Raw genomic sequence first — 24,842 nt, forward strand, 5'->3', positions numbered from 1 at the left:
CCACAGGTTAAAACGCCGGTAGATGGCGCTCCAATCTCCAAAAGCTTCTGGCACATCGCGCCAAGGGCAACCGACCCGCATCCGATACAAAATGCCTTCGAAAGTATTTCTGTGTTCGGGCTTGTCATATACGCGGCCCGTTTTAAGCATCAATCTGATTAGCTTTGACCAGTACTCGTCTGTTAACATTGTTCTTGGCATGATGGGTTGTCATGGTTAGTTTTTGGCGAAAGTAATTATACCAGCCCATCATGCTGTCTAATAATCCATCACGAAAGATCAACAAGCCCTAGACTACATATTATTTATATTTTACTTTCCCACGCCGGTATTATGCCGGCGTTTTAGCTCTGCTTTTCCTTAAAAAATCAGCTTACAGCTTAACTTAAATTTGCGTCAGAGGTAAAAACACCTAAAATACCGCCTTTAAAGCAAGCAGAGACAATTATGCAAATAGGTCAGGTATTTCCCGCTGGGTATGAAGCCCAATTAAGCAAGAAGAAGGCACTGTTAACCGAGCTTTTTGCGCCTTATAACTTACCTGAATTCGATGTTTTCAGATCAGAACCAAGCCATTACCGGCAAAGGGCTGAGTTCCGGGTTTGGCACGACGGTGACGACATCTACCATGCAATGTTTGATCCCACAACTAAGCAAAAAGTCCGGATAGATCACTTTCCAGTTGCCTGTATGTTAATTGCCGACTTTATGCCGGTGTTACTAAGCAAAATCCAATATAACCACGCGCTACGCTACAAACTTTATCAACTTGATTACCTGGCTACGCTTTCAGGTGAGCTGCTTATCAGTATGATTTATAAAAGACAACTCGATAACCAGTGGCAGGATGCAGCCAATGCTTTAGCAGCAGAGTTGATGCCGGAGTGGCCGGTCAAAATTATTGGCCGCGCCCGCAAACAAAAAATTGTGCTTACGGACGACTTTGTCACTGAACGTTTTACTGTTGGCAGTAAAACATTGGCTTACCAACAGGTCGAAGGTAGCTTTACCCAGCCAAATGCCGGCGTAAATCAGCAAATGTTAAGCTGGTCGACCCAAATAGCCAGCCAACTGAGTGGCGATTTACTTGAGCTCTACTGTGGTAATGCTAATTTTTCTCTGGCTTTAGCAAGCTATTTCAATCAGGTTGTCGCTACTGAAATATCACGAACCTCAATAAAGTCAGCTCAGTACAATATTTCGCTCAATAATATTAATAATGTGCAGGTGCTCCAAATGTCCGCAGAAGATGTGTCAAAAGCTTTGGTTAGCGGCACAGCTCTAAAGCATATCGAACTGGCGAGCATGCAACTTAACACCGTATTAGTTGATCCGCCGCGTGCAGGTTTAGACCCTGATACATTGCAGTTGGTCAGCCGTTTTAATGACATTATTTACATCTCATGTAACCCGGAAACGCTTGCCGGTAACCTGCAAAGTCTGCATAAAACACATCGAATTGTCAGTGCAGCACTATTTGATCAGTTTCCTTATAGTCATCATGTTGAGACCGGATTTTGGCTACAAAAGCGTTAACTTTTAGTTTTATTCCTACCATAACTGGCCGCACCATGAGCAAGCCAACGCAATTGAGTGACAGTGCGGTTGGTTAAACTGGCATAGTGTTCCGGCGGCGCATCCAGTGCATCAGCACCTGTGTGGAACACTAATGTAACCATCGCCTCTGCCTGAAGCTGCGCCAGCTCATCCGGACAAGCAGTTTCCTTTCGTAAATAATGCGCCAGCTCCGCTGAAAAATGCTGAATTTCACGGGCCACTGCAGCCCGAAAAGCGGCTGAGGTACCTGAGCGTTCACGCAACAGCAAGCGAAAAACATTACTGTTGCCAGTAACAAACTCCATAAAGGTTTCTATGGATGTGCTGATAACACTGCCATTATTCTCTATTCGTTGCCGGGCCTGGCGCATGAGCTGACGTAACATCAGACCAGCTTCGTCGACCAGCGTCAGACCCAGCTCATCCATATCTGCAAAGTGGCGGTAAAAAGATGTTGGCGCTATTCCTGCTTCTCTGGCGACTTCGCGTAAACTTAAGCTGGCAAAGCTTTTTTCTGCACTTAATTGAGAAAAAGCGGCTTCTATTATGGCCTTACGGGTTCTTTCCTTTTGTTGCGCTCTGCTCACGGCACATCCTGTAGAAAAAATTGATATTATATACCTTGACCTGACACTGCTGGCTAGTTAAATTAGCGTACAGTTGTAAGCTCAAAGTGCCCAATATGAAAAAAGCTCCGATTATCTGGACCACCACCATCTTATTCAGCCTGACTTTTCTGGTTGCAGCTATTGCTGTTCCCTGGTATGCCGTTGCAGTAGGCTTTGGCTGGTTTGAAATTATCGCTACTATTTTAGCCCTTGGCTATTGTGGGATGTCAATTACTGCAGGTTATCATCGGTTGTGGGCCCATAAAACCTACGAGGCGCACCCAATTCTGCAGTGGGCCTTTGCTATTGGTGGCGCTTTTGCTCTGCAAAATAGTGCCTTGCATTGGTCGTCAGATCACCGGGATCATCACCGGCATGTCGATGATAACGATAAAGACCCCTACTCGGCTGGTCGCGGATTCTGGTATAGTCATATTGGCTGGATGTTGCGTGATTATCAGGGCGATGTTTACAACGATTATTCCAATGTCCGTGACCTACAGAAAAATCGTATCGTCGCCTGGCAACATAGACATTATTTATCGCTTACCATTGCCACCAACATCGGCATCCCTGTTTTACTAGGGTGGATCAGCGGCAATATGCTGGGCATGATTTTAAGTGTTGGTGTGTTGAGGTTGGTTTTAAGCCACCATTTCACTTTCTTCATTAACTCGTTAGCTCATATATGGGGTAGCCAACCCTACACCGACAAAAACTCTGCGCGGGACAATGGCGTGCTGGCATTTTTAACTTATGGTGAGGGATATCATAATTACCACCACATATTTGAATATGACTATAGAAATGGCATCAAGTGGTGGCAGTTTGATCCAACTAAATGGCTGATTAAATCGGCCAGCTTTGCAGGTCTGACTCGTAACTTACGCACGGTGCCTGAAGAACGCGTTGCACTAGCGAAAGCCAAAATGCAGTTATTACGTGCTCAGCAAAAAGCTCAACAGCTACCAAACGCTGAGCAGCTATTGCAATTGCTGGAACGAGAGTACGAGCTACTTGTCGCCAGAATGCAGGATTTCTATCAGTTAAAAAAGCAATTTGTTATGCAGAAAAAACAAACTTTGATTGAGCAATACCAAACCGCTGATTTTAAGCAACGCTACCGCGAATTTAAATATCATTTACAGCAGCAACATCAGCATTGGCAAAGGCTGACAGCAGCATTCAACTGATACTGAAAAAGAGGCTACGGCCTCTTTTTTTGTTATAAAGACCTGTTATGCTGAGTAGTAATAGTTTTTATTGAACAAGGCAATTCTTGTGACCGAAAAAAACAAATCAAAAAAAAGAACAACCTATGATTATGATGCAATTGTCATCGGCACCGGCCCTGGTGGTGAGGGTGCAGCCATGTATCTTGCAAAAAGTGGTAAAAGAGTTGCAGCTATTGAGCGTTATAAATCAGTGGGGGGCGGCTGCACCCACTGGGGTACTATTCCTTCCAAAGCTTTGCGCCATTCGGTCAGCCGTCTAATCGAATTCAATGAAAACCCGCTTTTTCAAATGGATGATCAACTGACCCGTCTGACTTTTTCACAGATACTGAAACATGCGGCCGGAGTTATTCGTAAGCAGGTTAAATTAAGGGCGGGTTTTTACGATCGCAATCTGGTAAAGATCCACCAGGGTGAAGCACGTTTCATAGATGCCCATACTCTGGAGGTTGCCGATGAAGATGGCAGTTGTTACAACCTGACAGCAGAAACAATTGTTATTGCGAGTGGGTCCAGGCCCTATCGCCCACCCCAGGTAGATTTTCATCACTCGCGAATCTACGATAGCGATACTATTTTATCGCTGGCTCATGAACCCAAACATATTATCATCTATGGGGCCGGTGTTATCGGCTGCGAGTATGCTTCTATTTTCCGGGGCCTGGGGGTAAGAGTTGATCTGGTAAACACCCGCGATCGCTTGTTGTCTTTTATGGATGCAGAAATTTCAGACTCGCTTAGTTATCATTTCTGGAATTCAGGAATGACAATCCGGCATGGCGAAGAATTTGCTCAGATAGAAGGCCACGATGATGGTGTTGTACTGCACTTACAGTCGGGCAAGAAAATGAAAGCAGACTGTTTTCTTTTCGCCAATGGCCGCACTGGTAATACCGAAATGCTCAATCTTGCTGCAATAGGACTTGAAGCCGACAGTCGGGGCTTAGTGAAAGTCAATGCGCGCTATCAAACCAGTATTGACAATATTTACGCGGTTGGAGATGTTATAGGATACCCCAGTCTGGCCAGTGCTGCGTATGACCAGGGGCGTCTGGCAGGTGAAGCTATTGTAAAAGGCAATCTGGATGGCCACCTTATTGCCGATATCCCCGTTGGTATTTATACCATCCCCGAAATGAGTTCAGTGGGTAAAACTGAGCAGGAGCTAACGAATGCGAAAATACCCTATGAAGTTGGCCGGGCCCAGTTTAAACATCTGGCCAGAGCTCAAATCGCCAATACCAGTGTCGGCAGTCTGAAGTTACTGTTCCATCGCGACACTCTGGAAATTCTTGGTATCCACTGTTTTGGTGAACGCGCTGCAGAAATTGTGCATATAGGACAAGCTATTATGATGCAAGCAAACGGCGGTAATAACCTTAACTATTTTGTTCATACTACTTTTAATTATCCTACTATGGCAGAAGCATACCGGGTTGCAGCACTAAATGGTCTTAACCGGCTTTTTTGATTAACAAGCTGAATTCAGTTATAACCATTTGAAAATAAAATAGATAATTATTTTTGTTTTGGCTGATGAATCATTGTAAACTCAGTGAAAGAATAAATTTTGTGGGAAAGTCGTGGAGACCCGTTATGCCAATAGTTCGTATTAGTCTGGCTTGGATTGCATTCTGCTTCTCCTGGCATGCACTTGCAGATTTTCCTACTGCAAAATCTCTGTTCGAAAAACAAGAATATCAGCTGGCAAAACCAAGGCTGGAAAAGCTGGCAGAGCTGGGTCACGTTGAAGCCCAATTTCTGGTATCCCGTATTTACGCTGAGGGGTTAGGCACCGAAGTCGACATCAATAAAGCATACGCATGGACCCTGATAGCCCGTGACCGTGATCACCCTGAAGCTGCAAAACAATATTTAGCGTTAAGACGCAAACTTGATTCGCGCCGTGATGGTAAGGCAACATTCAGCGAACTCGACAGTAAATATGGTAAAGATGCGCTATTCGGAAATTTATACCCTATTGCCAACAGATTTGTTGTGGGTAGTGGCACAAAAATTAAAGCAATTCGTCAGGACGAGCCAGACTATCCGAATTATTTTGAGCGCGGCGGCGTGTCGGCGTGGGCTGTAGTGCACTATGATATTAATGAAGATGGAAAAGTAGAAAATGCCAAAGTGATAGCGTCTTTTCCAGTTGACGGGATAAACGAGTATGTTTTACAAGCCGTCAATAGCTGGCGTTTTCAGCCGCCAAGGGATTTGTATGGCGATACTATGCGGCTTGAAATGCAATTACATAGCTTTCAGATTAAAGCAGGTCAGGGCTCACAATCACGTCGTTTCAATCGTGACAATCAGGAATACCTGGACGCAATAGCCGCAGCTGCCAAGGCAGAATTTGCCGAGTACCAGTATTTATATGCCATTCTTGCCGAAAGTAACATTGTTAAAACTGAAAACCCGTTGGAGTGGTATCAGAGAGCAGCTATCAATGGCCATCAAACTGCTCAGTACCGCTTAGCCCAATGCCTGATAACCGGTAACGGTTGTGACAAAGACCGCAGCAAAGCGGTAAACTGGCTGGCTGTTGCAGCGGAAGGTGGCAACCCTAAAGCTGCTTATTTATTGGCACAGGAGTTGTTGGACAGTAACAATGTTAACTTCGAGCCACGTAAGGCAGCACGCTATCTTGAGCTGGCAGCACTACAGGAGTACATGCCGGCGATAGCAGATTATGCCTCACTGCTGGCCATGTCTGATGATCCTCAAATTTATAACCCCAATAAAGCGGTCAGCCTGGCTGAACAAGGGCGGGCTATCGATCCCAATCACCCGGATTTATTATCTACTCTGGGTATTGCATTTATCGAGCTTGGCCAGCAAGGGCGGGGTGAAGCTATGTTGCAACAGGCAATAAGTGAGGCGAGAAAACGTAATTGGGCAACCCAGAACTTTGAAGACTTATTATTAGACTATCAAACTTCGGTCGCTGGAATGAACTAAAAAAAGGGCCATCAACTGATGGCCCTAACTTTATTCATTATCCGTTGTATCCAGATGATAGGTGCGGCTTAAAGAATGCACCGCATCAATGAATATTCCTGCTTTTTCAGGGTCGACATCAGGAGTAATACCGTGCCCCAAATTAAACACGTGTCCCGCCCCCTGGCCAAAACTATCCAATATTGATTGTACTTCCTGACGGATCCGCTCCGGAGAGCCAAGTAGTACCGACGGGTCCATATTGCCCTGCAACGCAACTTTATCGCCTACTCTGGCCCGGGCATTACCAATATCAGTTGTCCAGTCCAGACCAACACCGTCGCATCCAGTGGCAGCAATAACTTCCAGCCATTGACCGCCATTTTTGGTAAATAGGGTTACAGGTACCTTACGACCATCGGCTTCACGCGTTAAGCCATTGATGATGGTTTGCATGTAGCTTAATGAAAACTCTTTGTAATCGCGTGGTGTAAGTATGCCACCCCAGGTGTCGAAGATCATCACAGACTGAGCACCTGCGGCAATCTGAGCATTCAGATACAGCACCACGCTTTGCGCCAGCTTATCTAACAACATGTGCAGTATTTCAGGTTCGCTGTACATCATCTTCTTAATGATGCTGAAAGTTTTACTGCCGCTACCCTCAACCATATAGGTCGCCAGCGTCCAGGGGCTCCCTGAGAACCCTATCAGCGGCACGCTGCCGTTAAGTTCACGTCTGATGGTACGCACGGCATCCATGACATAACGCAACTCTTGCTCAGGATCGGGCACCGGCAAATTAACCACATCCATAAAATCTCGAATGGGTCGTTCAAATTTAGGGCCTTCACCCTCACCAAAATATAATCCCAAGCCCATCGCATCTGGAATGGTTAGAATATCACTGAATAAAATAGCCGCATCAAGCGGATAGCGACGCAAAGGCTGCAGCGTAACTTCGCAAGCAAGCTCAGGATTGCGGCAAAGGGACATGAAGTCACCTGCCACCGCCCTTGTGGCACGATACTCCGGCAAGTAACGACCTGCCTGTCGCATCATCCAAACTGGGGTACGATCAACTGGCTGCTTTAACAGTGCTCGCAGGTAACGGTCGTTTTGTAGCTGCATAATTTATTCGCCTTCAATATAAACTGCACAAGTTTACCATCTGTCACCGCCCGACTCTAGGCCATTAATCTGCAGTTCAGGTTTTTTCAGGCCGGCGCTTGTATCCGTTAACACTATCTGCTATAAACTACTTGCGCTAGTGAAGAATTATAAGCGAGAAGCCTGTTACACAGGACCATGTTGTACTAAGTTAAGCCACATTTTGTGGCTTTTTTATTTGCCGCCATCCATGGCGCAACCCCTTCGGGCCAACGCTTCGCATTGTTAAAAATCTTTCCGAAAGATTTTTTATTTGCTGCCATCCAGTAACTATCTTTGCTGTAATTGCCTGATTATTCTGCCTGACAGGGTTTCGGCAGGTGGCACCTCAGGTAAGTCATTCAAATCAAACCAGGCCGCTTCAGCAATTTCATTTGGCTGACAAACAATATCACCCTGCTGATAATCAGCGGTAAACCCGGTCATCAGCGAATGCGGAAAGGGCCAGGGCTGACTGCCAACGTAACGCAAATTTGTAATATCTACGCCTACCTCTTCTTTCACTTCGCGCACAGCAGCTTGTTCCAGCGTTTCAGCTGACTCAACAAAACCAGCAAGTATCGAAAAAAATCCGGCTTTATGGCGAGTAGATCTTGCCAACAGTATCTGCCCCGGCCGGGTAATGCCAACCAGCACGCACGGAGCAATCCGAGGGTAGCAACGATGGCCGCACCTGCTGCATAACGCTGCCAGCTCCCAGTTAACCAGATGCATAGCACTGCCACACTGGCCACAAAAGCGGTGAGTTTGCAAAAATAGCGCAACCTGCAACGCCCTGGCAGCAAGCTGAAATAACGTTTCATCCTGAGTTAACAGACTACGGGCAGAGTGCCAGGATGACTCATCCGCAATCTGATCATGGTCAACCACTAAATAGCAGGGTTGCTGTTTAAATTCTCCCAGCCAGCAAATTTGCTCAGGTTCAGCCGCTACTGTTAAGTTTGCCAGCGTTCCCTGAGGCACCAGACCATCACTCGTCAGATATAAGCGCCCTTTATTGACAATAAACCAGAAGCCCGGTTTGCTCTTTGTCAGCGCTATACTGTGCTTTATCATGCTAAGGTCCTTAATTGCCGAAGGTTATTCAGTTACATATCAGAGTGCTGTTGTTATGATACGGCTTGTGTACTGGGCTGACCAATAAAAAAATGGTTGATTTTTAGTGTGAATTTCTTTTAATTAGACGTAGCAGAACTTTACTGCTCTGAAGGAGAAGGCAATGTACCGTCGTGTGCAACAAGCGCAACAAAAGTGGGGAGGGTCGTTAACTGCTATAGACAACTGGCTCGACGAGCGTCAACAGCTAATTGTCAGTTATTGCAAGTTAGCCGGCTTACCACCATTTGAGAAGGACCGCCACACGCTGCCTGCTCAGGAGAAAATTCGAGAATTCTGTCAATTGCTGATGGACTATTTATCGGCTGGGCATTTTGAAGTTTATGAACGTATTGTCGATCAATGCAAAGTAAATGGCACAGATTCCCGTAAACTGGCTGATAGATTATATCCAAAAATCTCAGTATCAACTGACTTAGCCCTGAGCTTTAATGATGCCTATGCTGATCATCTAAGCACCCGCAACAGCGCAGCATTCGACCGCGAACTTTCAGAATTGGGTCAGGCATTAGAAGAACGTTTTGAGTTGGAAGACGAGTTGATTGACACTTTGCATGCTAAACATACTGCAGCTGGTGTGTCAGCTTAAAATACTACAGATCAAATAAAAGCAGCAGCGACAACGACACAGTTGTCGCTGCTAACGTTTTGGTTATTCGCCAGCAACAATTTCCAGCAATTCAACTTCGAACACTAAAACACTGTGTGGGGTAATTACGCCCATGTCGCGCTCACCGTAAGCCAGTTCAGATGGAATAGTAAACTTATATTTTGAGCCCACGTTCATCAGCTGAACGCCTTCAGTCCAGCCAGGGATAACCCGGTTTAACGGGAACTCGGCAGCAGCATCACGATCGTAAGAGCTGTCAAATTTAGTACCATCAGTTAAGGTACCGGTGTAATGTACTTTAACCATATCAGTGGCAACCGGTTTAGGGCCATCACCTTGTACTAAAACTTCGTACTGCAGGCCTGAATCAGTAACAGTAACACCTTCCTTGCTGGCATTTTGCTCTAAATAAGCCTTACCAGCAGCAATAACAGCTTCTGATTCAGCTGCAGCAATTTCTGCTTGTTTAGCCCGGTACTGCTCATCCAGACTGGCTAAAAGCTGTTGAATTTCATCATCGCTGACGCTGGAATTACCCGCCAGTCCATCCTTCACGCCCTGCAGAATTAACTCACTGTTTAACTCAACGGCAATTTTGTCATATTCCTGAATAGTACTTTCAAGATAGCGACCGGCTGACACGCCCAGACTATAAGCTTGTTTCGCCTGTTCAGTATCTAATGCAGGCGCTTCGGGTTGCTTTTCTTTCTGGCAGGCAGTTAAAGTTAACATTGCCACCGCAATCAGTGATAATTTGGTTGTTACGCGCATTCATTTCTCCCATTATTGGCAGCCTGGCTGCAAAAGTGTGTTTTAATAATTCGTCAGGTTCTGACCTATACTAACGGTTTGTGCGAATGAGGTTAACACCCACAATGAAATATCCTGTGCTTTTTCTTACTTTTTTAATTACTGCATGCACAAAAGTGGAAACTACAGCACTTCAGCAATGGCAACATGTCGCTCAGGGTAGTTATGCGGCAGAAATCGCTCATAATGGCCACTATGCAGTCGTATCCTCAATACAAAACGGAATAGCTTTCTGGGACCTGCAGCAGAATGCCCTTAAGTATCAGTGGCAACATAATCCCGAGCAAGAAAACCTGGTATTTAGCCTGGCTATCAGCCCTGATAACAGCCATGTTTTAAGTGCCGATCAACAAACCTTCGCGCTTTGGCGCACCGATAACGGTGAAAACGTGGGTTTCTGGCAACTTGACCAATCCACAGTGCGAGATATTGCAGTATCAGCTAAAGGCGCCCATATGCTGATTGGCAAAAGTGATGGTGCCGTGCAGCATATAACACTGTCGAGCGGCCGGCGTCTGGAGTTTTTGGGCCACAGTGAAAAAATTAACAGTATTGCAATGTCCCCTAATGGACGCTATGCCCTTAGCGGCGGCAATGACTACCAGGCCTATTTGTGGGATACCGACAGCGCCCAGATTATTCATACATTCAGCCATCCCAACCGGGTAAGCAAAGTGGCGCTTGATCCACAAGGCCGCTTTGCCTTTACCGCTGACAGCCAGAGTCTGGCAAGAATCTGGGATATTCAGACCGGCGCCCTGGTAACGACCTTGCAAATTACCGCCCGGCAGCAGGTGTTCAGTGCAGTGCGCTTTAGCGACGATGGGAACTATCTGCTGACCGGCGCCCCTACCCGTAGTTTAGTTTTATGGCGGGTCAGTGATGGCAAGGAGTTACAACGCTGGCGGGTTGCGCCGCGTCAGGGCAGCCGGCCAGCCAGTGCCGTGGTGCATGCAGTAGCATTCTTAAGTCCAACACGTATAATCAGCGAGAGCTCCAGTGGCTATGCCGAGGTATGGGAAATAAACTATGACTGATAAAGATGCAGCAATGCAGCAACAACTTATTGAGCTGGAGAGTAAACTGGCATTTCAGGAAGATACCGTTAACAGCCTGAACAACGAATTACACCAGCATCAGCTCCGGATAGAGAAATTACAGCAGCAAGTGATGCTACTGGCTGAAAAGCTGCGTCAATTGCCTGAAGATCAGGGCATCCTGTCGCCAGAGGACGAACCACCGCCACCGCACTATTAGTTTTCTGCAGCACGCAGTTGTTGCAGAAACACTGGCAGAGCAGCGTTATTCTGGTTTGAAAACACCAATAACCTGCTCGCTGGCCCGGCTGGCTTTCGTTACCTGCTGGTCTGGCTGCACCATCTGATGGCCGCAGCTTACGCACTCCACTTTTTCCACGTTGTTTTCCAGAAATAACATCATAGTGTCTAAAGCATGACATTTCGGGCAGCTGGCACCAGCAATAAAGCGTTTTTTCTTGCGAACAGTCATAGTCATCTCATTTCAATGGCAGCAATTATTGCTTTAGTTATGCTGGTTATAGCGTAAAATTGGCGCCCTAGTTCAGTATTACAGGTAAAAGCATGATTCAGTTACAACAGGTTGAACTGCGCCGCGGCCCACAGGCATTATTTACTAACGCCGATCTTACCGTATTTCCGGGGCAAAAAGTCGGAATTATTGGTGCCAATGGTTGCGGCAAGTCCAGCCTGTTCGCCATGCTGCAGGGCAAACTGCATGCTGATGCCGGCAATATTAATATACCGGAGCGTTGGGTCATCTCTACTGTTGCCCAGGAAACCCCGGCACTGGACTGCAGTGCCATCGACTATGTGCTGCAAGGTGATGAAAAGCTATTCCCGTTGCTACTGAAGGCCCGCAGCCAATGCAACGAAACGGATTTAGCGGCAGTGCATTTACAAATTGAAGCCCTGGATGGCTACCGGGCTGAAGCAAAAGCCGGGGTGCTGCTGGATGGCCTGGGTTTTAGTGGTGATGCCCAGCAACATCCGGTTAAATCGTTTTCGGGTGGTTGGCGGATGCGGCTGAACCTGGCTAAAGCGTTAATGCAACCGGCCGAATTACTGCTATTGGATGAACCCACTAACCACCTTGATTTAGATGCAGTACTTTGGTTGGAGAAATATCTGGCTAACTATCAGGGTACTTTGCTGCTGATCAGCCACGACCGCGATTTTCTGGATGCAGTCACTGATAACATTGTGCATATCGAACGCCAGACTCTGACCTTATACAAAGGCAACTACAGCCAGTTTGAACGCCAGCGCGCTGAGCAGTTATCGCAGCATCAGGCTAATTTTGATAAACAGCAACGGCAGGTGGCCCATCTGCAAAAATTTATCGACCGCTTTAAAGCCCAGGCCACCAAAGCCCGCCAGGCACAAAGCCGGATAAAAGCACTGGAGCGGATGACTGTCCTGGCACCTGCCCATGTTGACTCGCCCTTTAGCTTTAGTTTTCGCGAGCCAAAATCGCTACCGAACCCGCTGCTGAAAATGGAGAACGTTCAGGCCGGCTATGCCGACCATGTGATCCTAAGCCAGATTAAGTTTCAGCTGCTGCCCGGCAGCCGGATTGGCTTACTGGGGCGCAATGGTGCCGGTAAATCTACCTTAATTAAATTGCTGTCAGGTAGCATGACACCGCAAAGTGGTGACATCTGGTATGCCAATGGCGTCAGCCTCGGTTATTTTGCCCAGCATCAATTAGAAACGCTGCGCCCGCAAGACTCGCCCTTGCAGCATCTGGTGCGGCTTGACCCGTTAGTACCCGAGCAAAAGCTACGCGATTTTCTGGGCGGCTTTGGTTTTCATGGCGACAAAGCGCTGGAAGCCTGTGCTCCCTTTTCCGGCGGTGAAAAAGCCCGGCTGGTGCTGGCGTTAATTGTTTATCAACGGCCAAACCTGTTGCTGCTGGATGAGCCAACCAACCACCTTGACCTGGATATGCGCGAAGCCATTGTGATGGCGCTGCAGGAATTCGAAGGTGCTATTGTGATTGTCTCGCACGACCGTCATCTGTTAAGCAGCTGTACCGATGAATTTTATCTGGTTGCACATGGCCGGGTAGCACCCTTTGATGGCGACCTAAGCGACTACTACCAATGGCTGCAGCAGGATGCCAGGCAAAGCAGTAATAGCGCCCAGGCAGAGGCGCCAGCAAGCAGCAATGTTGTTCGCAAAGATCAGAAAAGACTGGAAGCGGAGCTGCGTAATTTACTGCGGCCACTAAAACAAAAAGTCGAAAAGCTGGAGCAACAGCAGCAAAAACTGACAGAACAACTGGCCAGCATTGAACAGCAACTGGCTGACGCTGATATCTACAGTGCAGAGCGCAAAGCTGAGCTTACCGCCTTGTTAGCAAAACAAGCCTCCGCCAGCAGTAGCCTCGCCAGCATTGAAGAGGACTGGTTTATGGCACAGGACGAGCTGGAACAGCAAACCGAGCGCTTTTTGAAAAGCAATAACTAAAGGCGGCAGCAGAATGGCTAAACCACCATCATCAGAGACACTCTGGCAGTTTAGCCTGGTGCTATACCCTAAGGTGCAATCACTTTGCTTAGACTGGCAGGACCGCTTTGGGCTCAATGTTAACCTGCTGCTATTGCTCTGCTATCTGGAGCAACAGCAGCTTAGCCTGACTTCGCAACAACTGCAGCAATTGGCCGCTAAGCTTGACAGCTTCAGCCGTCAGTTTACCCAGCCGCTGCGAACACTACGCCGTAGTAGCAGCAGTGCCAGCCTGGCTGTTACACAGCAGCAACAGCTTAAGCAAATGTTGCTGCAAGCCGAGCTTTCGCTTGAACAGTTAGAACAACAATTACTGTTAGAATATTGCCCTCCTTTAATTGCTAAGGCGCAGCCACTGATTGAGCTGTATCTGGCGCAGCTGAATGCCCAAAGTCAGGTGTTGCCAGCGCAAATTATTGATCTGCGTCAAGCCCTGCAGCAACTGAGTTAACCCAGCCGTTAAAGTTTGATCTGTATCAGTTCCTACCCCCGCAACCTTACCTAAACTTGATGCATCAACACGTCAGCTATGGCAACAAAAGAGGGTAAGGTTATGAACCTGTGGCATGAATTTTTAAATGATCCGGTGATCTTTATTTCGTTTACCGGCCTGGCCATCGTTATTGGCTTATGTCTGTTTTACGCGGTCTATTTCATCTATAAAATTGACCACGATACGCCAGACTCAAAGCAACACTAAACCTGGATTCAAACACCAGCGTTAAGACACGCTAGTTTCTTAACGCTGCAGCTAACTTTGCCAAGTGCTATACCAAGAGCACCCATAAGTAAGCTGGTATTACTCATTGCAGCTCCTCGCTAAACATCTCGCTGTAATGCCGGTACCAGTTGCTTTGCAACCGCAGCTCCGGATCATAACGGCGCTTTTGCTGCATAAATTCGACAAACTGCGGATAACAGGTCAGCAATTGCTGTTTAGTGGCAAAGGAGTGGTACGTTAAGAAGTAGCTGCCCTGATAACGGATGGCGATATCAATCAGCCGCCGAAAATGACTTGCCGCGGCGCTGATAGCCTCAGGCAGGTGATCAATATGCAGATTAAAGATAACGCAGGCGTAATCTTGCCTGGCCCAGGCCAATGTCGTCTCGGCATCACGGCGGATAAACCGTACTGTGCCATAAATCAAATCGACCTTATGCTGGCGGAAATCTGCCGCACAATCAGCCATAAAGTGTTGCAGCGCCTGCAGTGGCACGTACAGCTCGGTAATCATTTCACTGCCGGCACAACCCCGCGCTAATTGCTGGTCCAGTGCCAGATGATAATCATCCAGATAAATACTTAACTGATGGCTATCAGACCAGTAACGCTGGCCACTGGATGCCAGATAAAACTGTGAAAAACGACTAAAGGCTTCAGCCTTATCAGTATGGGCCAGATACAATAACTGTTGCCAATTGGCTTTACTCAGCCGCAACTGCTGCTTCGCTATTGGCTCAGTCGCTACCGGTCGGTAGCAGGAAAAAATACCATGGCACAAAAAGCCGGCGGAATCGGGTGCTGTCTCAAACTGGAAGTCGCCATATAAATACCCGGCCGCTATTCGCTCTGGCAAGGCTGCAATCATCTCAGTCAAACTGCACAGCTCAACCTCACGCACTACCTGTTGTCGTGCTGCTAATTGCAAAGTTGCTGTGACAACTATCCCAAATAAGCCATAGCCGCCGACCACCAGCCGGAATAACTCAAGGTTCTGCTGTCGGCTACAATGTACCAGTTGCCCATGCGCATTGACCAGATCAAGGCTGACGATGTCTGCCACAAAAGGCGCCATATCCAGCCCTCTGCCATGGATATTTGCTGCGATTGCCCCACCGACGCTTAAGCGATCAGCGCCAGTTTGTTTCTGCCGGATCCCCCACTGCCTGCTATTGCCATACTGCATAACATGCAATTTGCGCATTAAGTCTGGCCACTGAATACCCGCCTGCACTCTTACCTGGCCTAGTTCAGGGTCAAAGTGTTCCAGTTTATTTAAGCAGCTCAGATCCAGCAGCACACCAGCAGTGACAAATTGCTGCCCGCCCATAGCGTGGCGCCCACCCGCGACACTCAGTGTGCTGCCCTCCTTATTGGCCAGCGTTACCGCCGCTATCACCTCAGCCACGGTTGCCGGCTGCAGGCAATGCTGCATTGTTGTTGTATTTAATTTGGCATGAACATCATTAACTACGATCGCTTGCTCTGATTTGCTGCACATAACTAACTCCTGCTGGTAACGTATGCAGCGACCCTAGCTGAGGAGTAGCAACTTATGCTATACAATTATTAGAAGTATTATTATACGATACCTAAAGGTGTAAATAAGGCGACTATGATCAACCAAACCAGTCAATTGATTGCGGCGCTAAAGCGATGTCTGAAAGCAAAAGGTATCAGTTACCGTCAGCTGGCGCAGCAACTCGAGCTAAGCGAAGCCAGTGTTAAGCGAATTTTTGCGAGGCAGAATTTTACCCTGAGCAGGCTGGAGCAAATTTGTCGGATCCTTGATACTAATTTGTATGAGCTGGCCAAAATGAGTGCCTTAGCCAAAGAGAGCCTGCCAAGGCAATTAAGTATGACCCAGGAGCAGGCTCTGGTGGATGACCCTAACCTGCTGACCTATTTTTACCTGCTGTTAAATGGCTGGCAAGCTGCAGATATTAATAGCCGGTATCAGCTGGACAACCTGAAAGGTATCCGGTTACTGGCAGCACTGGACCGGTTAAAGCTGATTGAGCTGCAGCCACACAATAAGGTCCGGTTACTGATATCGCGTGATATCCAATGGCGACCTGACGGCCCGGTGCGGCGGCGTTATGAGCAACAGGTGAAAATGACCTTTATGGCAGACAGCTTTACTGCACCTGAACATTGGTTAAGGCTGGAAACTGCGGAGCTGTCCGGCGCCTCAATCAGTATTTTACAACGGCGGTTAAACCAGCTTACTGAACAATTTGCCGAACTGGCTGAGTTAGATTTAGCCACCGCACCTACAGCTAAAAAAGGCGTGGGTTTAATGGTGGCATTTCGGCCCTGGGTATTTGATATGGTGCTGGCGCCACCAGTTGGCGACTAACCGGTTTACTCTAATTCCAGCAAGTGCAGTTTATCCGGCACGCCATTCCAGCTGTCGGCATCGGCTGGCGGGGCTTTTACTTCGCGGATATTGGGCCAGAGTTCGGCCAGTTCGGCGTTAAGCTGGATAAAGCTTTGCTGCGCCGCAGGTACTTTATCTTCCTGCACTATGGCATTGGCCGGGCACTCTGGCTCACACAGCGCGCAGTCGATACAGATAGTCGGGCTTATCGCCAGAAAATTGGGCCCTTCAAAAAATGCATCCACCGGGCATACCGCTACGCAGTCGGTGTATTTGCATTTAATACAGTTATCTAATACCACAAAGGCCATAGTGTCTTGCTTCCCATTGTTGCAGGTTGGCGATCATACTGCAGAAAAACCCAAAAACAAACTGGCACCATTGCGGTTAGCTTGGCATTCCTGATATGACTTTGATAATGTAACGTCTGCCTGATCGAAATAAACATCGCTGACGTATTCTGCGCAGTTGTTAATTACAATGGAAACAATAACATGAAAAAACTTATCCTATTATTGCTGCCGCTGTTGTTTAGTGCGTACAGTCTGGCCATGCCTAAGGTGGAATTCCGTGATCTTAAAATAGAAGGCCAGCAACAATTGGTGTTGTTTGTGGCCGACGTTACGCAATTACGCGGTAGCGCAGCGCAGGTTGATAAGTTAACCGAGGGCCGCTTAAGTAAGGCGATAAAAGCCTCTGGCCTGAAAAACGATTTTGGCCAACACAAAACCTTTTACGGCTTAAGCCCGTTTAGCCAAATTACGGTTGTATCTGGTACGGATAAATTGTTATCCCAGGCCGAGTTACAGCAACTTGGCGGCTATGCTGTATCGAACTTCCCCGCCAACGGCCAGCAAGCTATCGCCCTGTTTAGCGATGATATAAAAACCGATGTTGCAGCACCTGAAGCCTATATTGCGATGGGTGCCGGCATGCGGGACTATCACTTTGATACCTATAAAAAGGCTGACGCAAAAACGTCGCCACGCTGGTTAATTCTTAACGCAGCTGACAACACCGCCGCAACCTTGTATCAAAATGATTTGCGGTATGTTGTCGAAGGGATCTACTTAGCCAGAGATTTAGCATCCGAGCCTGGCAAAAATATCTACCCACAAACCTTTGTTGAGCGGGTAACGGCCAAATTTTCCGGTTTAAAAAATGTTAAAGTCACCGTGCTTAACGTAAAAGACATGCAAAAGCACAATATGGGTGCCCTGATGGGGGTTGGCCTTGGTTCGGTGCATGAACCTAAATTACTGGTAATAGAGTACAACGGTACCAGTAAAAATACCCCGCCTACGGCTTTAGTGGGTAAAGGCATTACGTTTGACACCGGCGGAATTAGTATCAAGCCTAACGACGGCATGTGGGCGATGAAATCGGACTTGTCCGGTGCTGCTGCCGTTGCGGGCACCATGCTAGCTGTAGCTTCTCGTGGCGAGAACGTTAATCTGGTTGGCCTTATGCCCTTGGCGGAAAATATGCCAGCGGGCAATGCCATTCGTCCAGGCGATGTACTAAGCACCATGCAAGGCACCACTATCGAAATTATCTCTACTGATGCAGAAGGCCGTCTGATTTTGGCTGATGCTGTGCGTTATGCCCAGCAGCAATATAAACCCGGCATGTTGCTTAATATTGCCACCTTAACCGGCTCAGCCGCCCGGGCATTAAGCGATGAATACGCCGCACTTATTACCCGCGACTGGGATCTCAGTGTAAAAATGATGGCAGTAGGTAAACTGAGTGGTGAGGAAGTATGGCCATTACCCCTGCACCCCAATCATTTTAAACAGATAAAATCGGAGATCGCAGATATTAAAAACTCTGGTGCGGGCAATCCTGGTGCCAGTATTGGCGCTGCAGTGGTTGCCACCTTTGTTGATGAGCAATTACCCTGGGTGCATTTAGACATCGCCGGTGTAGATTGGTTAGATGCAGATATTGCTGTTGCTCCTAAAGGATCCCAGGGCTGGGGTGTCCGTTTTATGGATCAACTGGTGCGCCAGCAGGCAAAACAACTATAAACCACCTTCACAGGCACATAAAGCGTTACCCTTTGCCCGTCGCATTGGCGTAAAATAGCCCTATCTTGTGAGCTGCCAGGAATTAACCTGGCAGCAATGACACCGATACGGAACCTGTATGCTGCGCCTGACCGAAATAAAACTCCCGCTAAACCATGACGAAAATGGGCTAACTGCCGCCATTTTAAGCAAACTGCAACTAACACCAGAGCAGCTGCACAGCTTTAGCGTGTTTAAGCGCGGCTTTGATGCCCGCAAGAAAACCGATATTCAGCTTATTTACACCCTGGATATCGAGGTTGACAACGAAGCGGCACTGCTGAATACCTTCGCCAAAGACCCGCATGTTAAACCCTCACCTGATACCAGCTACAAGTTCGTGGCCAGGGCCCCTGAGAATCTGACTGAGCGGCCTGTTGTGATTGGTCTTGGCCCCTGTGGTTTATTCGCTGGTCTATTATTAGCACAAATGGGCTTTAAGCCGATTATTTTAGAGCGTGGCAAAGAAGTACGTGAGCGCACCAAAGACACCTTTGGCTTTTGGCGAGGCAAAGAATTAAACCCGGAATCAAACGTACAATATGGCGAGGGCGGCGCCGGCACCTTTTCTGATGGCAAGCTATACAGTCAGGTAAAAGATCCGAAGCATTATGGCCGCAAAGTAATGAGCGAGTTTGTTGCCGCCGGCGCGCCGGATGAAATTATGTATGTCAGTAAGCCGCATATCGGAACTTTTAAACTGGTAGCCATGGTTGAAAAAATGCGGGCAAAAATTATCGAGCTGGGCGGAGAAATCCGCTTTAGCAGCAGAGTAGATAAGCTACATATCGATAATGGTCAGCTGACTGGCTTAACCCTGGCTAGCGGCGAGCAGCTGCACAGTAAACATGTAGTGTTGGCTGTTGGTCACAGTGCCCGCGATACGTTTGAAATGCTATATCAGCAGGGTGTCTATATCGAAGCGAAGCCGTTTTCGATTGGTTTTCGGATTGAGCACGAGCAATCGATGATTGACGAGTGCCGCTTTGGCCCGAATGCCGGCAACCCGATTTTAGGCGCTGCCGATTACAAGCTGGTACATCATTGCAGCAATAACCGCACGGTTTATAGCTTTTGTATGTGCCCGGGTGGCACGGTGGTCGCCGCAGCCTCTGAGCAAGGCCGGGTGGTGACCAACGGTATGAGCCAGTACTCGCGGCACGAGCGTAACGCCAATAGCGCCATTGTGGTAGGTATAGACCCTGACCGTGACTATCCCGGTCATCCGTTGGCCGGTATTGCGCTGCAACGCCAGTTAGAAGAGCAGGCGTTTAAACTGGGTGGTGAAACTTATCATGCGCCGGCGCAGTTAATTGGCGACTTTTTACAAGGCAAGCAGTCGGCCGAACTGGGTGAAGTTAAGCCCTCGTATACCCCCGGCATTACCCTGACCGATTTATCAAAGGTATTACCTGACTTTGCCATTGCTGCTATCAGGGAAGCGATACCCGCGTTTGACCGGCAAATAAGAGGCTTTGCTAAAGCCGATGGTTTGTTAACCGGGGTGGAAACCCGCACCTCATCGCCCATTTGTATTAAACGTGGTAATGACTATCAGAGCATTAATGTTAAAGGCCTGTATCCGGCAGGGGAAGGCGCAGGCTATGCCGGCGGTATTTTATCAGCGGGTATTGATGGCATTAAAGTAGCAGAAGCGCTGGCATTAGCCATGCTGGATACTGATGCTGATGATGTTGCTGATTCTGTTGTTGATAACAGCACCACTGATTAACCGCTGTGGCAGAGGGACTTAGCTGGCAATACTACCGCAATGGCCCGCCACACCGGGCAGGCGCCGATGTCAGCTTTGGCGATTTAGTTAAAATATTTGGTTTTAACAGCATTCATATTGGCCGTTGGGTGCAAAGTGCCGAGCAACAGCAGGCGGCTAATCTGTTTTTTGATGCGCTGTGCGATTTACAGCTGTTGCTGCAGGTACCCGAGCAGGTGATATCGCTCAATGGCAGCCTGGCATTGACCTACGGCATAGGCGGTCAGCGCGGGGTCTGTGCTCACTACCAACCGCAGGGTCGCATTTTAGCACTGGCTAAAAACGCTGGTGGTGGCAGTCTGGCACATGAATGGTTTCATGCCTTTGATCATTATATAGCCAGCAAGCTGTTCAGCCCGGCGCCGCCAGCTAACCGCTTTGCCAGTCGTTGCTGGCTCCAGTCGCTGCCACAATATGCACATCCATTAAATGCGTTATTAGATCAGGCCTTTATCAGCCTGTTTTTATCGGCTGATGGCAACTCTGAGAGTGATTATTTCCGGCACTGCCGCAAGCTGGATGCCCAGCGCCAGCAGCTTTATCTGGCGCTGCCGGAAGAAATGGCCGCCCGAGCCTTTGAAAATATGCTGCAGCGCCAGCCAGTTAAAAACAGCTTTTTGGTCTCTGGCACCTTACAAAGTAAGGCGGCTAAACTTGGGGTTTACCCGGGCGAGCATTTAAGCTTCACCCTCAGCCAGCTATGGTTGCCGTATTTTCAGGCATTGGGGCAGAGCCTGCGGGGAAAAGTCAGCTGAATAGCGCTTACTTTAGCGCCCGTTTTAATAACTTGCCATCACTGAGCACAACCCGGTTACCACCAGCCTTTTTGGCCAGATACATGGCTTCATCAGCATTTAGCACCAGCTCTTTTTGCACTGTTCCATGTTGCGGGTACAACGCAACGCCGATACTGGGGTTAATACTGAGCCGCTGACTATCAATTTGATATGGCTGACATAGCGCCAGGCGGATGTTTTCTGCCAACTGTATAGCGGTGGCTTCACTGGTTACCTGCTCCAGTAAAATCACAAATTCATCGCCACCAAAACGGGCCGCAGTATCAGTTTGACGAATTGCCTGTTGCAGGCGCTTTGCCGCCTCCTGCAGCAGTTCATCACCAATATTGTGACCGAAGTTATCATTTATTTGCTTAAACTTATCTAAATCCAGATAAAGCAGCGCCAGTAAGCCTTGTTCACGTTCGGCACGTGCCAATGCTGAGAACATCCGGTCCTGAAACAGCTCACGGTTCGGCAGGCTGGTTAGTTGATCATATAGCGCATGAAATTTCAGGCGGGCAAGCATTTGCTTACGTTCGATTGACACCGCGACCTGAGTTGCAACAAACTCCAGCATTTCAAGTTCGGCATTACTGTAAGCCGGCGCATGTGCGGTATTCTGTGCCAGTAATGCCCCAATAATGCCGCTGTGTGTTTTCAGCGGCACTGCTAAGGCATTAGTATCTGGCTGAACGACTGACAACGTCGAATTACCCGCCACCGCAGACAGTTGCGCCTTGCAAAACAGTAAACTGTGGCCGCTGCCGATAACCCGGCTGCAAAGATCGTTAGTTAACCTGACGGCAACTCGCGACGCTGCTTCCGGAGCTGTAGCACTGTCATAAACAAAGCTAATGCCGTTCTGGATGTCATACCTGGCAATCACAAAGCTTTGCATTGGCATTAAGCCGGCAATGATCTGATGGATTTGCTGGTATAACTGGTTTATATCTTCCGCGGCAAAGGCAGCTTCCGATATTGCATAAAGTGCCGCCTGACGACGCTGGGCTTGTTTCAGGCTGGTAATGTCGCGGGCGACAGCTACCCGCTGCTGTTTATCATCAGACCAACGGGCCGACCACAGCAAATGCACTGTGGTACCATTTTTGCGAATATAGCGGTTTTCAAAATCGAGCTTTACCGCACCCTGATTAATTTGCGCGGCAACAGCCAGTGTTAGCTGCTGGTCATCCGGGTGAATAAATTCCAGCATGGAATGGCCAATCATTTCCTGCGGTGTGTAACCGAAAATGCGCTCAGCGCCCGGACTGACAAATTCAAAGCAACCCTGTTTATCCACCACGCAGATAGCATCAAGTAGTAAATCTATATAGTTACTTAGCACCGTATAACTGGGCTCGGTCATTTTATTCAGCTTCGCAGATAAATTTCGCTGTTAGCCGGGAGTTGCCGCCCGATTTTTCAATTAACAATAGCATGAAATCATAAAAGACAAACTATGCTGTGGTCAGCCCTGCCAGCAATAGTTGACAATTCAGCCAGGTCATACCATATATGGTTAGTTGCGGGTTAGCACCTAAGCTGGTCGGTAGAATGGAGCCATCGAATATTGACAGGTTTTGCATTTGATGATGACGGCCCTGCTGATTAACCACGCCTTTCGCCGGATTGGCACTCATATTACAACCGCCCATTACATGGGCTGAGGCCACAGTTTGCCGGTATTTCTGCATAGACAAGTTATTAATCGCTGTTTTGGCCTCGGTCCAGCGGTTATATAACCTGGCGTCATGATGAATTGGCATTACCTGCTTAGCACCGGCGGCAAATTGTAACTCTGCCATCGACAACAACGCCCGGCGAGCTCCCTGCCACAGATAATCTGTTATCGGATAGTCCAGCACCGGTTGCTGCTGACTATCCAGCATAACGCTGCCTCCCTGGCTTTGCGGATGAAAACCATCGCGCATTAGCGCTATGGTCACCTGCAGCTGGTTAAACTGCTGCATTAGCGACGCGTGCTGCTCGCCACTGCCCAGTAGCTTGGTGGCCATAAGTACCGGATGTACCGGCGCGGCTTCCAGCTTATAGCCGATATGATCACTGTCGGGCCAGACAAATTGATCAGAGTAAACAGACTGCGGCGCCCCGGCATGGCCATTAATATCTTCAGCAAACAAAGCACCGCTGATCAGTGACGGGTGCAGGTAGGTATGCTTGCCCAGGCGACCGGACGGATCAGGCACCCCGGAGCGCAGTAAAATAGCGGGCGAGCCAATGGCACCCGCCGCCAGAATGTAGTGTTTAGCTGTAATACTGACACTGACATCAAGGCGTGGTTGAAAATGCTGATCAACCGGCACAGCCTCAACGCCGGTGATGTTATCGCCCTGCCAGTTAAATTTACGCACCGACAACCGCGAGATTAAGGTCGCACCCAGTGTCAGCGCCGCCGGAATAGTGCTGACCAGCATCGACTGCTTACCATTTATCGGGCAACCCATGCCGCAATAGCCAAGGTTAGCGCAGCCATTTACATTGCGGCTGATCACCGTGTACTGCCACCCCAGCGCCTGACAGCCGCGCTGCACCACACTGTTATTGGCATTGGGCGCGATTTGCCAGGGTTTAATATTTAAGCGCTGTTCGGCTTTGGCAAAGTACGGGTCTAAATCATTAGCACCACTGAAATTCAGGCCAAACTCGCTTTGCCAGTAATCCAGGGTTGGCTGCGGCGTGCGAATAGAAGTAGTCCAGTTAACGGTGGTAGAGCCACCAACGGTGCGGCCTTGCAAAATGCCAATCGCCTGATCGCGGGTTTTGCGGGCCGCTCCTTCCTGATACAAATTCGGGTAAGCCCAGCGCTCTTCCATCACAAAATCATCGCGGGTGTAATAGGCGCCTTCTTCTAGCAATAGCACCTTCAGGCCGGCCTGAGCAAATTGCTCAGCGGCAATACCGCCACCGGCACCCGAGCCGATAATCACAATATCCGCCTCAAACTGCTGATCCTGCGTAAACTGGCTGGCATCCAGGTGATTAGTCATTAACGAAACCTCGGCGCAGTATAAGCCAAAACCTGCCAGTGCTCTGGCTGGCCATAGTACGCACCATACAATAGCTCGCGCAGGCCATGATAGGCTTGCTGCAATACTCCAAGATAACTGTCGCGCCAACTGTCCAGCAAGGCCAACCGCTGTTGGAGACTCAAATCAGCCAGCTGGGTTAAATGGCCAGTCAGGCCCAGCTGGCTAATGCGATTGGCCAACAGATTAAATAACTGATGCAGCTCCTGCTGCTGGCGCAGCGGTAAAAACGGCAGAAAATCGTTAACCGCAGCTTTAGTTCGCTCAAGCTCCATCGCAGCCATGCTCGCATCCCGGGGTAAAGCGCCGTACAATAGCGCAGGTAATATCGCAGACAGCACTAAGTCACGGTTGTTATCATCAGCGTTAAGGCTTTGCTGCCAGCCATAGATACTTAAACCGGCACCTAAACTGGCAGCCGCTGCCAAAGCAATGCCGGATAAAATAAATTGCCGCCGATCCATAGTGCTGCACTCTT

25 protein-coding genes are annotated in these 24,842 nt (G+C 48.5%); 14 read left to right on the forward strand and 11 right to left on the reverse strand.

All coding sequences use genetic code 11. The features are described 5' to 3' along the window. A partial coding sequence (locus H141_RS21265) for a transposase (RefSeq protein WP_157611011.1) occupies positions 1-201 on the reverse strand: 201 nt, incomplete at its 3' end. A gap of 246 nt (positions 202-447) precedes the next feature. Between H141_RS21265 and trmA the strand changes: the two genes are divergently transcribed. After that, complete coding sequence (trmA, locus tag H141_RS0117730) at positions 448-1,536, forward strand: tRNA (uridine(54)-C5)-methyltransferase TrmA (protein ID WP_019677634.1); 1,089 nt, start codon at positions 448-450, stop codon at positions 1,534-1,536. Here trmA and fabR read toward each other — a convergent pair. Then, positions 1,533-2,144: an HTH-type transcriptional repressor FabR gene (gene fabR / locus H141_RS0117735; protein WP_019677635.1), complete on the reverse strand. Its 612-nt coding sequence runs from the start codon at positions 2,142-2,144 to the stop codon at positions 1,533-1,535. The genes trmA and fabR overlap by 4 nt on opposite strands. Positions 2,145-2,239: 95 nt before the next feature. On the opposite strand from fabR, the gene H141_RS0117740 reads away from it, so the two are divergent. From H141_RS0117740 to H141_RS0117750, 3 genes are all read left to right on the forward strand, one after another. Beyond that, positions 2,240-3,358 (forward strand): fatty acid desaturase, encoded by a 1,119-nt coding sequence (locus H141_RS0117740; RefSeq protein WP_019677636.1) that lies wholly within the window; start codon positions 2,240-2,242, stop codon positions 3,356-3,358. 88 nt (positions 3,359-3,446) lie between these two features. Further along, positions 3,447-4,871, forward strand: coding sequence for a Si-specific NAD(P)(+) transhydrogenase (gene sthA, locus H141_RS0117745; protein ID WP_019677637.1), 1,425 nt, complete (start codon positions 3,447-3,449; stop codon positions 4,869-4,871). Between the two features lie 125 nt (positions 4,872-4,996). Next, a complete protein-coding gene (locus tag H141_RS0117750) occupies positions 4,997-6,364 on the forward strand; it encodes a TonB family protein (protein WP_019677638.1) in 1,368 nt (455 codons plus the stop codon). Positions 6,365-6,394: 30 nt separating this feature from the next. On the opposite strand, the gene hemE is transcribed toward H141_RS0117750, so the two are convergent. Then, positions 6,395-7,477, reverse strand: coding sequence for a uroporphyrinogen decarboxylase (hemE, locus tag H141_RS0117755; RefSeq protein WP_240473142.1), 1,083 nt, complete (start codon positions 7,475-7,477; stop codon positions 6,395-6,397). A gap of 306 nt (positions 7,478-7,783) precedes the next feature. Then, positions 7,784-8,569, reverse strand: coding sequence for an NAD(+) diphosphatase (nudC, locus tag H141_RS0117765; RefSeq protein ID WP_019677641.1), 786 nt, complete (start codon positions 8,567-8,569; stop codon positions 7,784-7,786). 163 nt (positions 8,570-8,732) lie between these two features. On the opposite strand from nudC, the gene H141_RS0117770 reads away from it, so the two are divergent. Then, positions 8,733-9,218 (forward strand): Rsd/AlgQ family anti-sigma factor, encoded by a 486-nt coding sequence (locus tag H141_RS0117770; protein ID WP_019677642.1) that lies wholly within the window; start codon positions 8,733-8,735, stop codon positions 9,216-9,218. Positions 9,219-9,281: 63 nt separating this feature from the next. Here H141_RS0117770 and H141_RS0117775 read toward each other — a convergent pair whose 3' ends face one another. Next, positions 9,282-10,010, reverse strand: coding sequence for an FKBP-type peptidyl-prolyl cis-trans isomerase (locus H141_RS0117775; RefSeq protein ID WP_019677643.1), 729 nt, complete (start codon positions 10,008-10,010; stop codon positions 9,282-9,284). Between the two features lie 155 nt (positions 10,011-10,165). On the opposite strand from H141_RS0117775, the gene H141_RS0117780 reads away from it, so the two are divergent. After that, positions 10,166-11,086, forward strand: coding sequence for a WD40 repeat domain-containing protein (locus H141_RS0117780; protein ID WP_240473141.1), 921 nt, complete (start codon positions 10,166-10,168; stop codon positions 11,084-11,086). Beyond that, on the forward strand, positions 11,079-11,306 hold the full coding sequence (locus tag H141_RS0117785; protein ID WP_019677645.1) for a SlyX family protein: 228 nt from the start codon (positions 11,079-11,081) through the stop codon (positions 11,304-11,306). Before H141_RS0117780 ends, H141_RS0117785 begins: the two co-directional genes overlap by 8 nt. 45 nt (positions 11,307-11,351) lie before the next feature. On the opposite strand, the gene H141_RS0117790 is transcribed toward H141_RS0117785, so the two are convergent. Continuing rightward, complete coding sequence (locus tag H141_RS0117790) at positions 11,352-11,558, reverse strand: YheV family putative zinc ribbon protein (RefSeq protein WP_019677646.1); 207 nt, start codon at positions 11,556-11,558, stop codon at positions 11,352-11,354. Between the two features lie 92 nt (positions 11,559-11,650). Between H141_RS0117790 and H141_RS0117795 the strand changes: the two genes are divergently transcribed. The 3 genes from H141_RS0117795 to H141_RS21270 all read left to right on the forward strand — a co-directional run bounded on the left by H141_RS0117795 (position 11,651) and on the right by H141_RS21270 (position 14,297). Then, positions 11,651-13,558: an ATP-binding cassette domain-containing protein gene (locus H141_RS0117795; RefSeq protein ID WP_019677647.1), complete on the forward strand. Its 1,908-nt coding sequence runs from the start codon at positions 11,651-11,653 to the stop codon at positions 13,556-13,558. 13 nt (positions 13,559-13,571) lie between these two features. Further along, entirely contained in the window at positions 13,572-14,048 is a 477-nt protein-coding gene (locus H141_RS0117800; RefSeq protein WP_019677648.1) for a TIGR02444 family protein, read from the forward strand. Between the two features lie 102 nt (positions 14,049-14,150). Next, positions 14,151-14,297 carry a DUF3149 domain-containing protein gene (locus H141_RS21270; protein ID WP_083923080.1) on the forward strand — a complete coding sequence of 49 codons (147 nt, stop codon included), beginning with the start codon at positions 14,151-14,153 and terminating at the stop codon, positions 14,295-14,297. Positions 14,298-14,400: 103 nt separating this feature from the next. Here the strand turns inward: H141_RS21270 and H141_RS0117810 are convergent, their stop codons facing one another. Continuing rightward, positions 14,401-15,819, reverse strand: coding sequence for an FAD-binding oxidoreductase (locus tag H141_RS0117810; protein WP_019677650.1), 1,419 nt, complete (start codon positions 15,817-15,819; stop codon positions 14,401-14,403). Positions 15,820-15,933: 114 nt separating this feature from the next. Here H141_RS0117810 and H141_RS20590 point away from each other — a divergent pair, with 114 nt between their 5' ends. Then, on the forward strand, positions 15,934-16,677 hold the full coding sequence (locus H141_RS20590; protein ID WP_019677651.1) for a helix-turn-helix domain-containing protein: 744 nt from the start codon (positions 15,934-15,936) through the stop codon (positions 16,675-16,677). A gap of 5 nt (positions 16,678-16,682) precedes the next feature. On the opposite strand, the gene fdxA is transcribed toward H141_RS20590, so the two are convergent. Then, complete coding sequence (fdxA, locus tag H141_RS0117820) at positions 16,683-17,009, reverse strand: ferredoxin FdxA (protein ID WP_019677652.1); 327 nt, start codon at positions 17,007-17,009, stop codon at positions 16,683-16,685. A gap of 183 nt (positions 17,010-17,192) precedes the next feature. On the opposite strand from fdxA, the gene H141_RS0117825 reads away from it, so the two are divergent. From H141_RS0117825 to H141_RS0117835, 3 genes are all read left to right on the forward strand, one after another. Beyond that, entirely contained in the window at positions 17,193-18,728 is a 1,536-nt protein-coding gene (locus H141_RS0117825; protein WP_019677653.1) for a leucyl aminopeptidase family protein, read from the forward strand. A 118-nt stretch (positions 18,729-18,846) separates the two neighbouring features. Beyond that, positions 18,847-20,499: an NAD(P)/FAD-dependent oxidoreductase gene (locus H141_RS0117830; RefSeq protein ID WP_019677654.1), complete on the forward strand. Its 1,653-nt coding sequence runs from the start codon at positions 18,847-18,849 to the stop codon at positions 20,497-20,499. 5 nt (positions 20,500-20,504) lie between these two features. Further along, positions 20,505-21,293 carry a CLCA_X family protein gene (locus tag H141_RS0117835; RefSeq protein ID WP_019677655.1) on the forward strand — a complete coding sequence of 263 codons (789 nt, stop codon included), beginning with the start codon at positions 20,505-20,507 and terminating at the stop codon, positions 21,291-21,293. 7 nt (positions 21,294-21,300) lie between these two features. Here H141_RS0117835 and H141_RS0117840 read toward each other — a convergent pair whose 3' ends face one another. The 3 genes from H141_RS0117840 to H141_RS0117850 form a co-directional block, all read right to left on the reverse strand. Continuing rightward, positions 21,301-22,683, reverse strand: coding sequence for a diguanylate cyclase domain-containing protein (locus H141_RS0117840; protein WP_019677656.1), 1,383 nt, complete (start codon positions 22,681-22,683; stop codon positions 21,301-21,303). Between the two features lie 91 nt (positions 22,684-22,774). Beyond that, positions 22,775-24,325, reverse strand: a complete 1,551-nt coding sequence (locus H141_RS0117845) for a GMC family oxidoreductase (protein ID WP_019677657.1) — start codon at positions 24,323-24,325, stop codon at positions 22,775-22,777. Further along, complete coding sequence (locus tag H141_RS0117850) at positions 24,325-24,828, reverse strand: hypothetical protein (RefSeq protein ID WP_019677658.1); 504 nt, start codon at positions 24,826-24,828, stop codon at positions 24,325-24,327. The genes H141_RS0117845 and H141_RS0117850 overlap by 1 nt, the downstream gene beginning before the upstream one ends. Between the last annotated feature and the right edge of the window lie 14 nt (positions 24,829-24,842).

The organism is Arsukibacterium perlucidum DSM 18276 (assembly GCF_000382165.1).
Taxonomy (GTDB): domain Bacteria; phylum Pseudomonadota; class Gammaproteobacteria; order Enterobacterales; family Alteromonadaceae; genus Alishewanella; species Alishewanella perlucidum.

Bases quoted from the DNA above. Each gene is read 5' to 3' on its own strand.
- trmA (WP_019677634.1), top strand. From the start codon at position 448: ATGCAAATAGGTCAGGTATTTCCCGCTGGGTATGAAGCCCAATTAAGC.
- H141_RS0117740 (WP_019677636.1), top strand. From the start codon at position 2,240: ATGAAAAAAGCTCCGATTATCTGGACCACCACCATCTTATTCAGCCTG.
- H141_RS0117750 (WP_019677638.1), top strand. From the start codon at position 4,997: ATGCCAATAGTTCGTATTAGTCTGGCTTGGATTGCATTCTGCTTCTCC.
- nudC (WP_019677641.1), bottom strand. From the start codon at position 8,569: ATGATAAAGCACAGTATAGCGCTGACAAAGAGCAAACCGGGCTTCTGG.
- H141_RS0117770 (WP_019677642.1), top strand. From the start codon at position 8,733: ATGTACCGTCGTGTGCAACAAGCGCAACAAAAGTGGGGAGGGTCGTTA.
- H141_RS0117775 (WP_019677643.1), bottom strand. From the start codon at position 10,010: ATGCGCGTAACAACCAAATTATCACTGATTGCGGTGGCAATGTTAACT.
- H141_RS0117785 (WP_019677645.1), top strand. From the start codon at position 11,079: ATGACTGATAAAGATGCAGCAATGCAGCAACAACTTATTGAGCTGGAG.
- H141_RS0117790 (WP_019677646.1), bottom strand. From the start codon at position 11,558: ATGACTGTTCGCAAGAAAAAACGCTTTATTGCTGGTGCCAGCTGCCCG.
- H141_RS0117795 (WP_019677647.1), top strand. From the start codon at position 11,651: ATGATTCAGTTACAACAGGTTGAACTGCGCCGCGGCCCACAGGCATTA.
- H141_RS0117800 (WP_019677648.1), top strand. From the start codon at position 13,572: ATGGCTAAACCACCATCATCAGAGACACTCTGGCAGTTTAGCCTGGTG.
- H141_RS21270 (WP_083923080.1), top strand. From the start codon at position 14,151: ATGAACCTGTGGCATGAATTTTTAAATGATCCGGTGATCTTTATTTCG.
- H141_RS0117810 (WP_019677650.1), bottom strand. From the start codon at position 15,819: ATGTGCAGCAAATCAGAGCAAGCGATCGTAGTTAATGATGTTCATGCC.
- H141_RS20590 (WP_019677651.1), top strand. From the start codon at position 15,934: ATGATCAACCAAACCAGTCAATTGATTGCGGCGCTAAAGCGATGTCTG.
- fdxA (WP_019677652.1), bottom strand. From the start codon at position 17,009: ATGGCCTTTGTGGTATTAGATAACTGTATTAAATGCAAATACACCGAC.
- H141_RS0117825 (WP_019677653.1), top strand. From the start codon at position 17,193: ATGAAAAAACTTATCCTATTATTGCTGCCGCTGTTGTTTAGTGCGTAC.
- H141_RS0117830 (WP_019677654.1), top strand. From the start codon at position 18,847: ATGCTGCGCCTGACCGAAATAAAACTCCCGCTAAACCATGACGAAAAT.
- H141_RS0117840 (WP_019677656.1), bottom strand. From the start codon at position 22,683: ATGACCGAGCCCAGTTATACGGTGCTAAGTAACTATATAGATTTACTA.
- H141_RS0117845 (WP_019677657.1), bottom strand. From the start codon at position 24,325: ATGACTAATCACCTGGATGCCAGCCAGTTTACGCAGGATCAGCAGTTT.
- H141_RS0117850 (WP_019677658.1), bottom strand. From the start codon at position 24,828: ATGGATCGGCGGCAATTTATTTTATCCGGCATTGCTTTGGCAGCGGCT.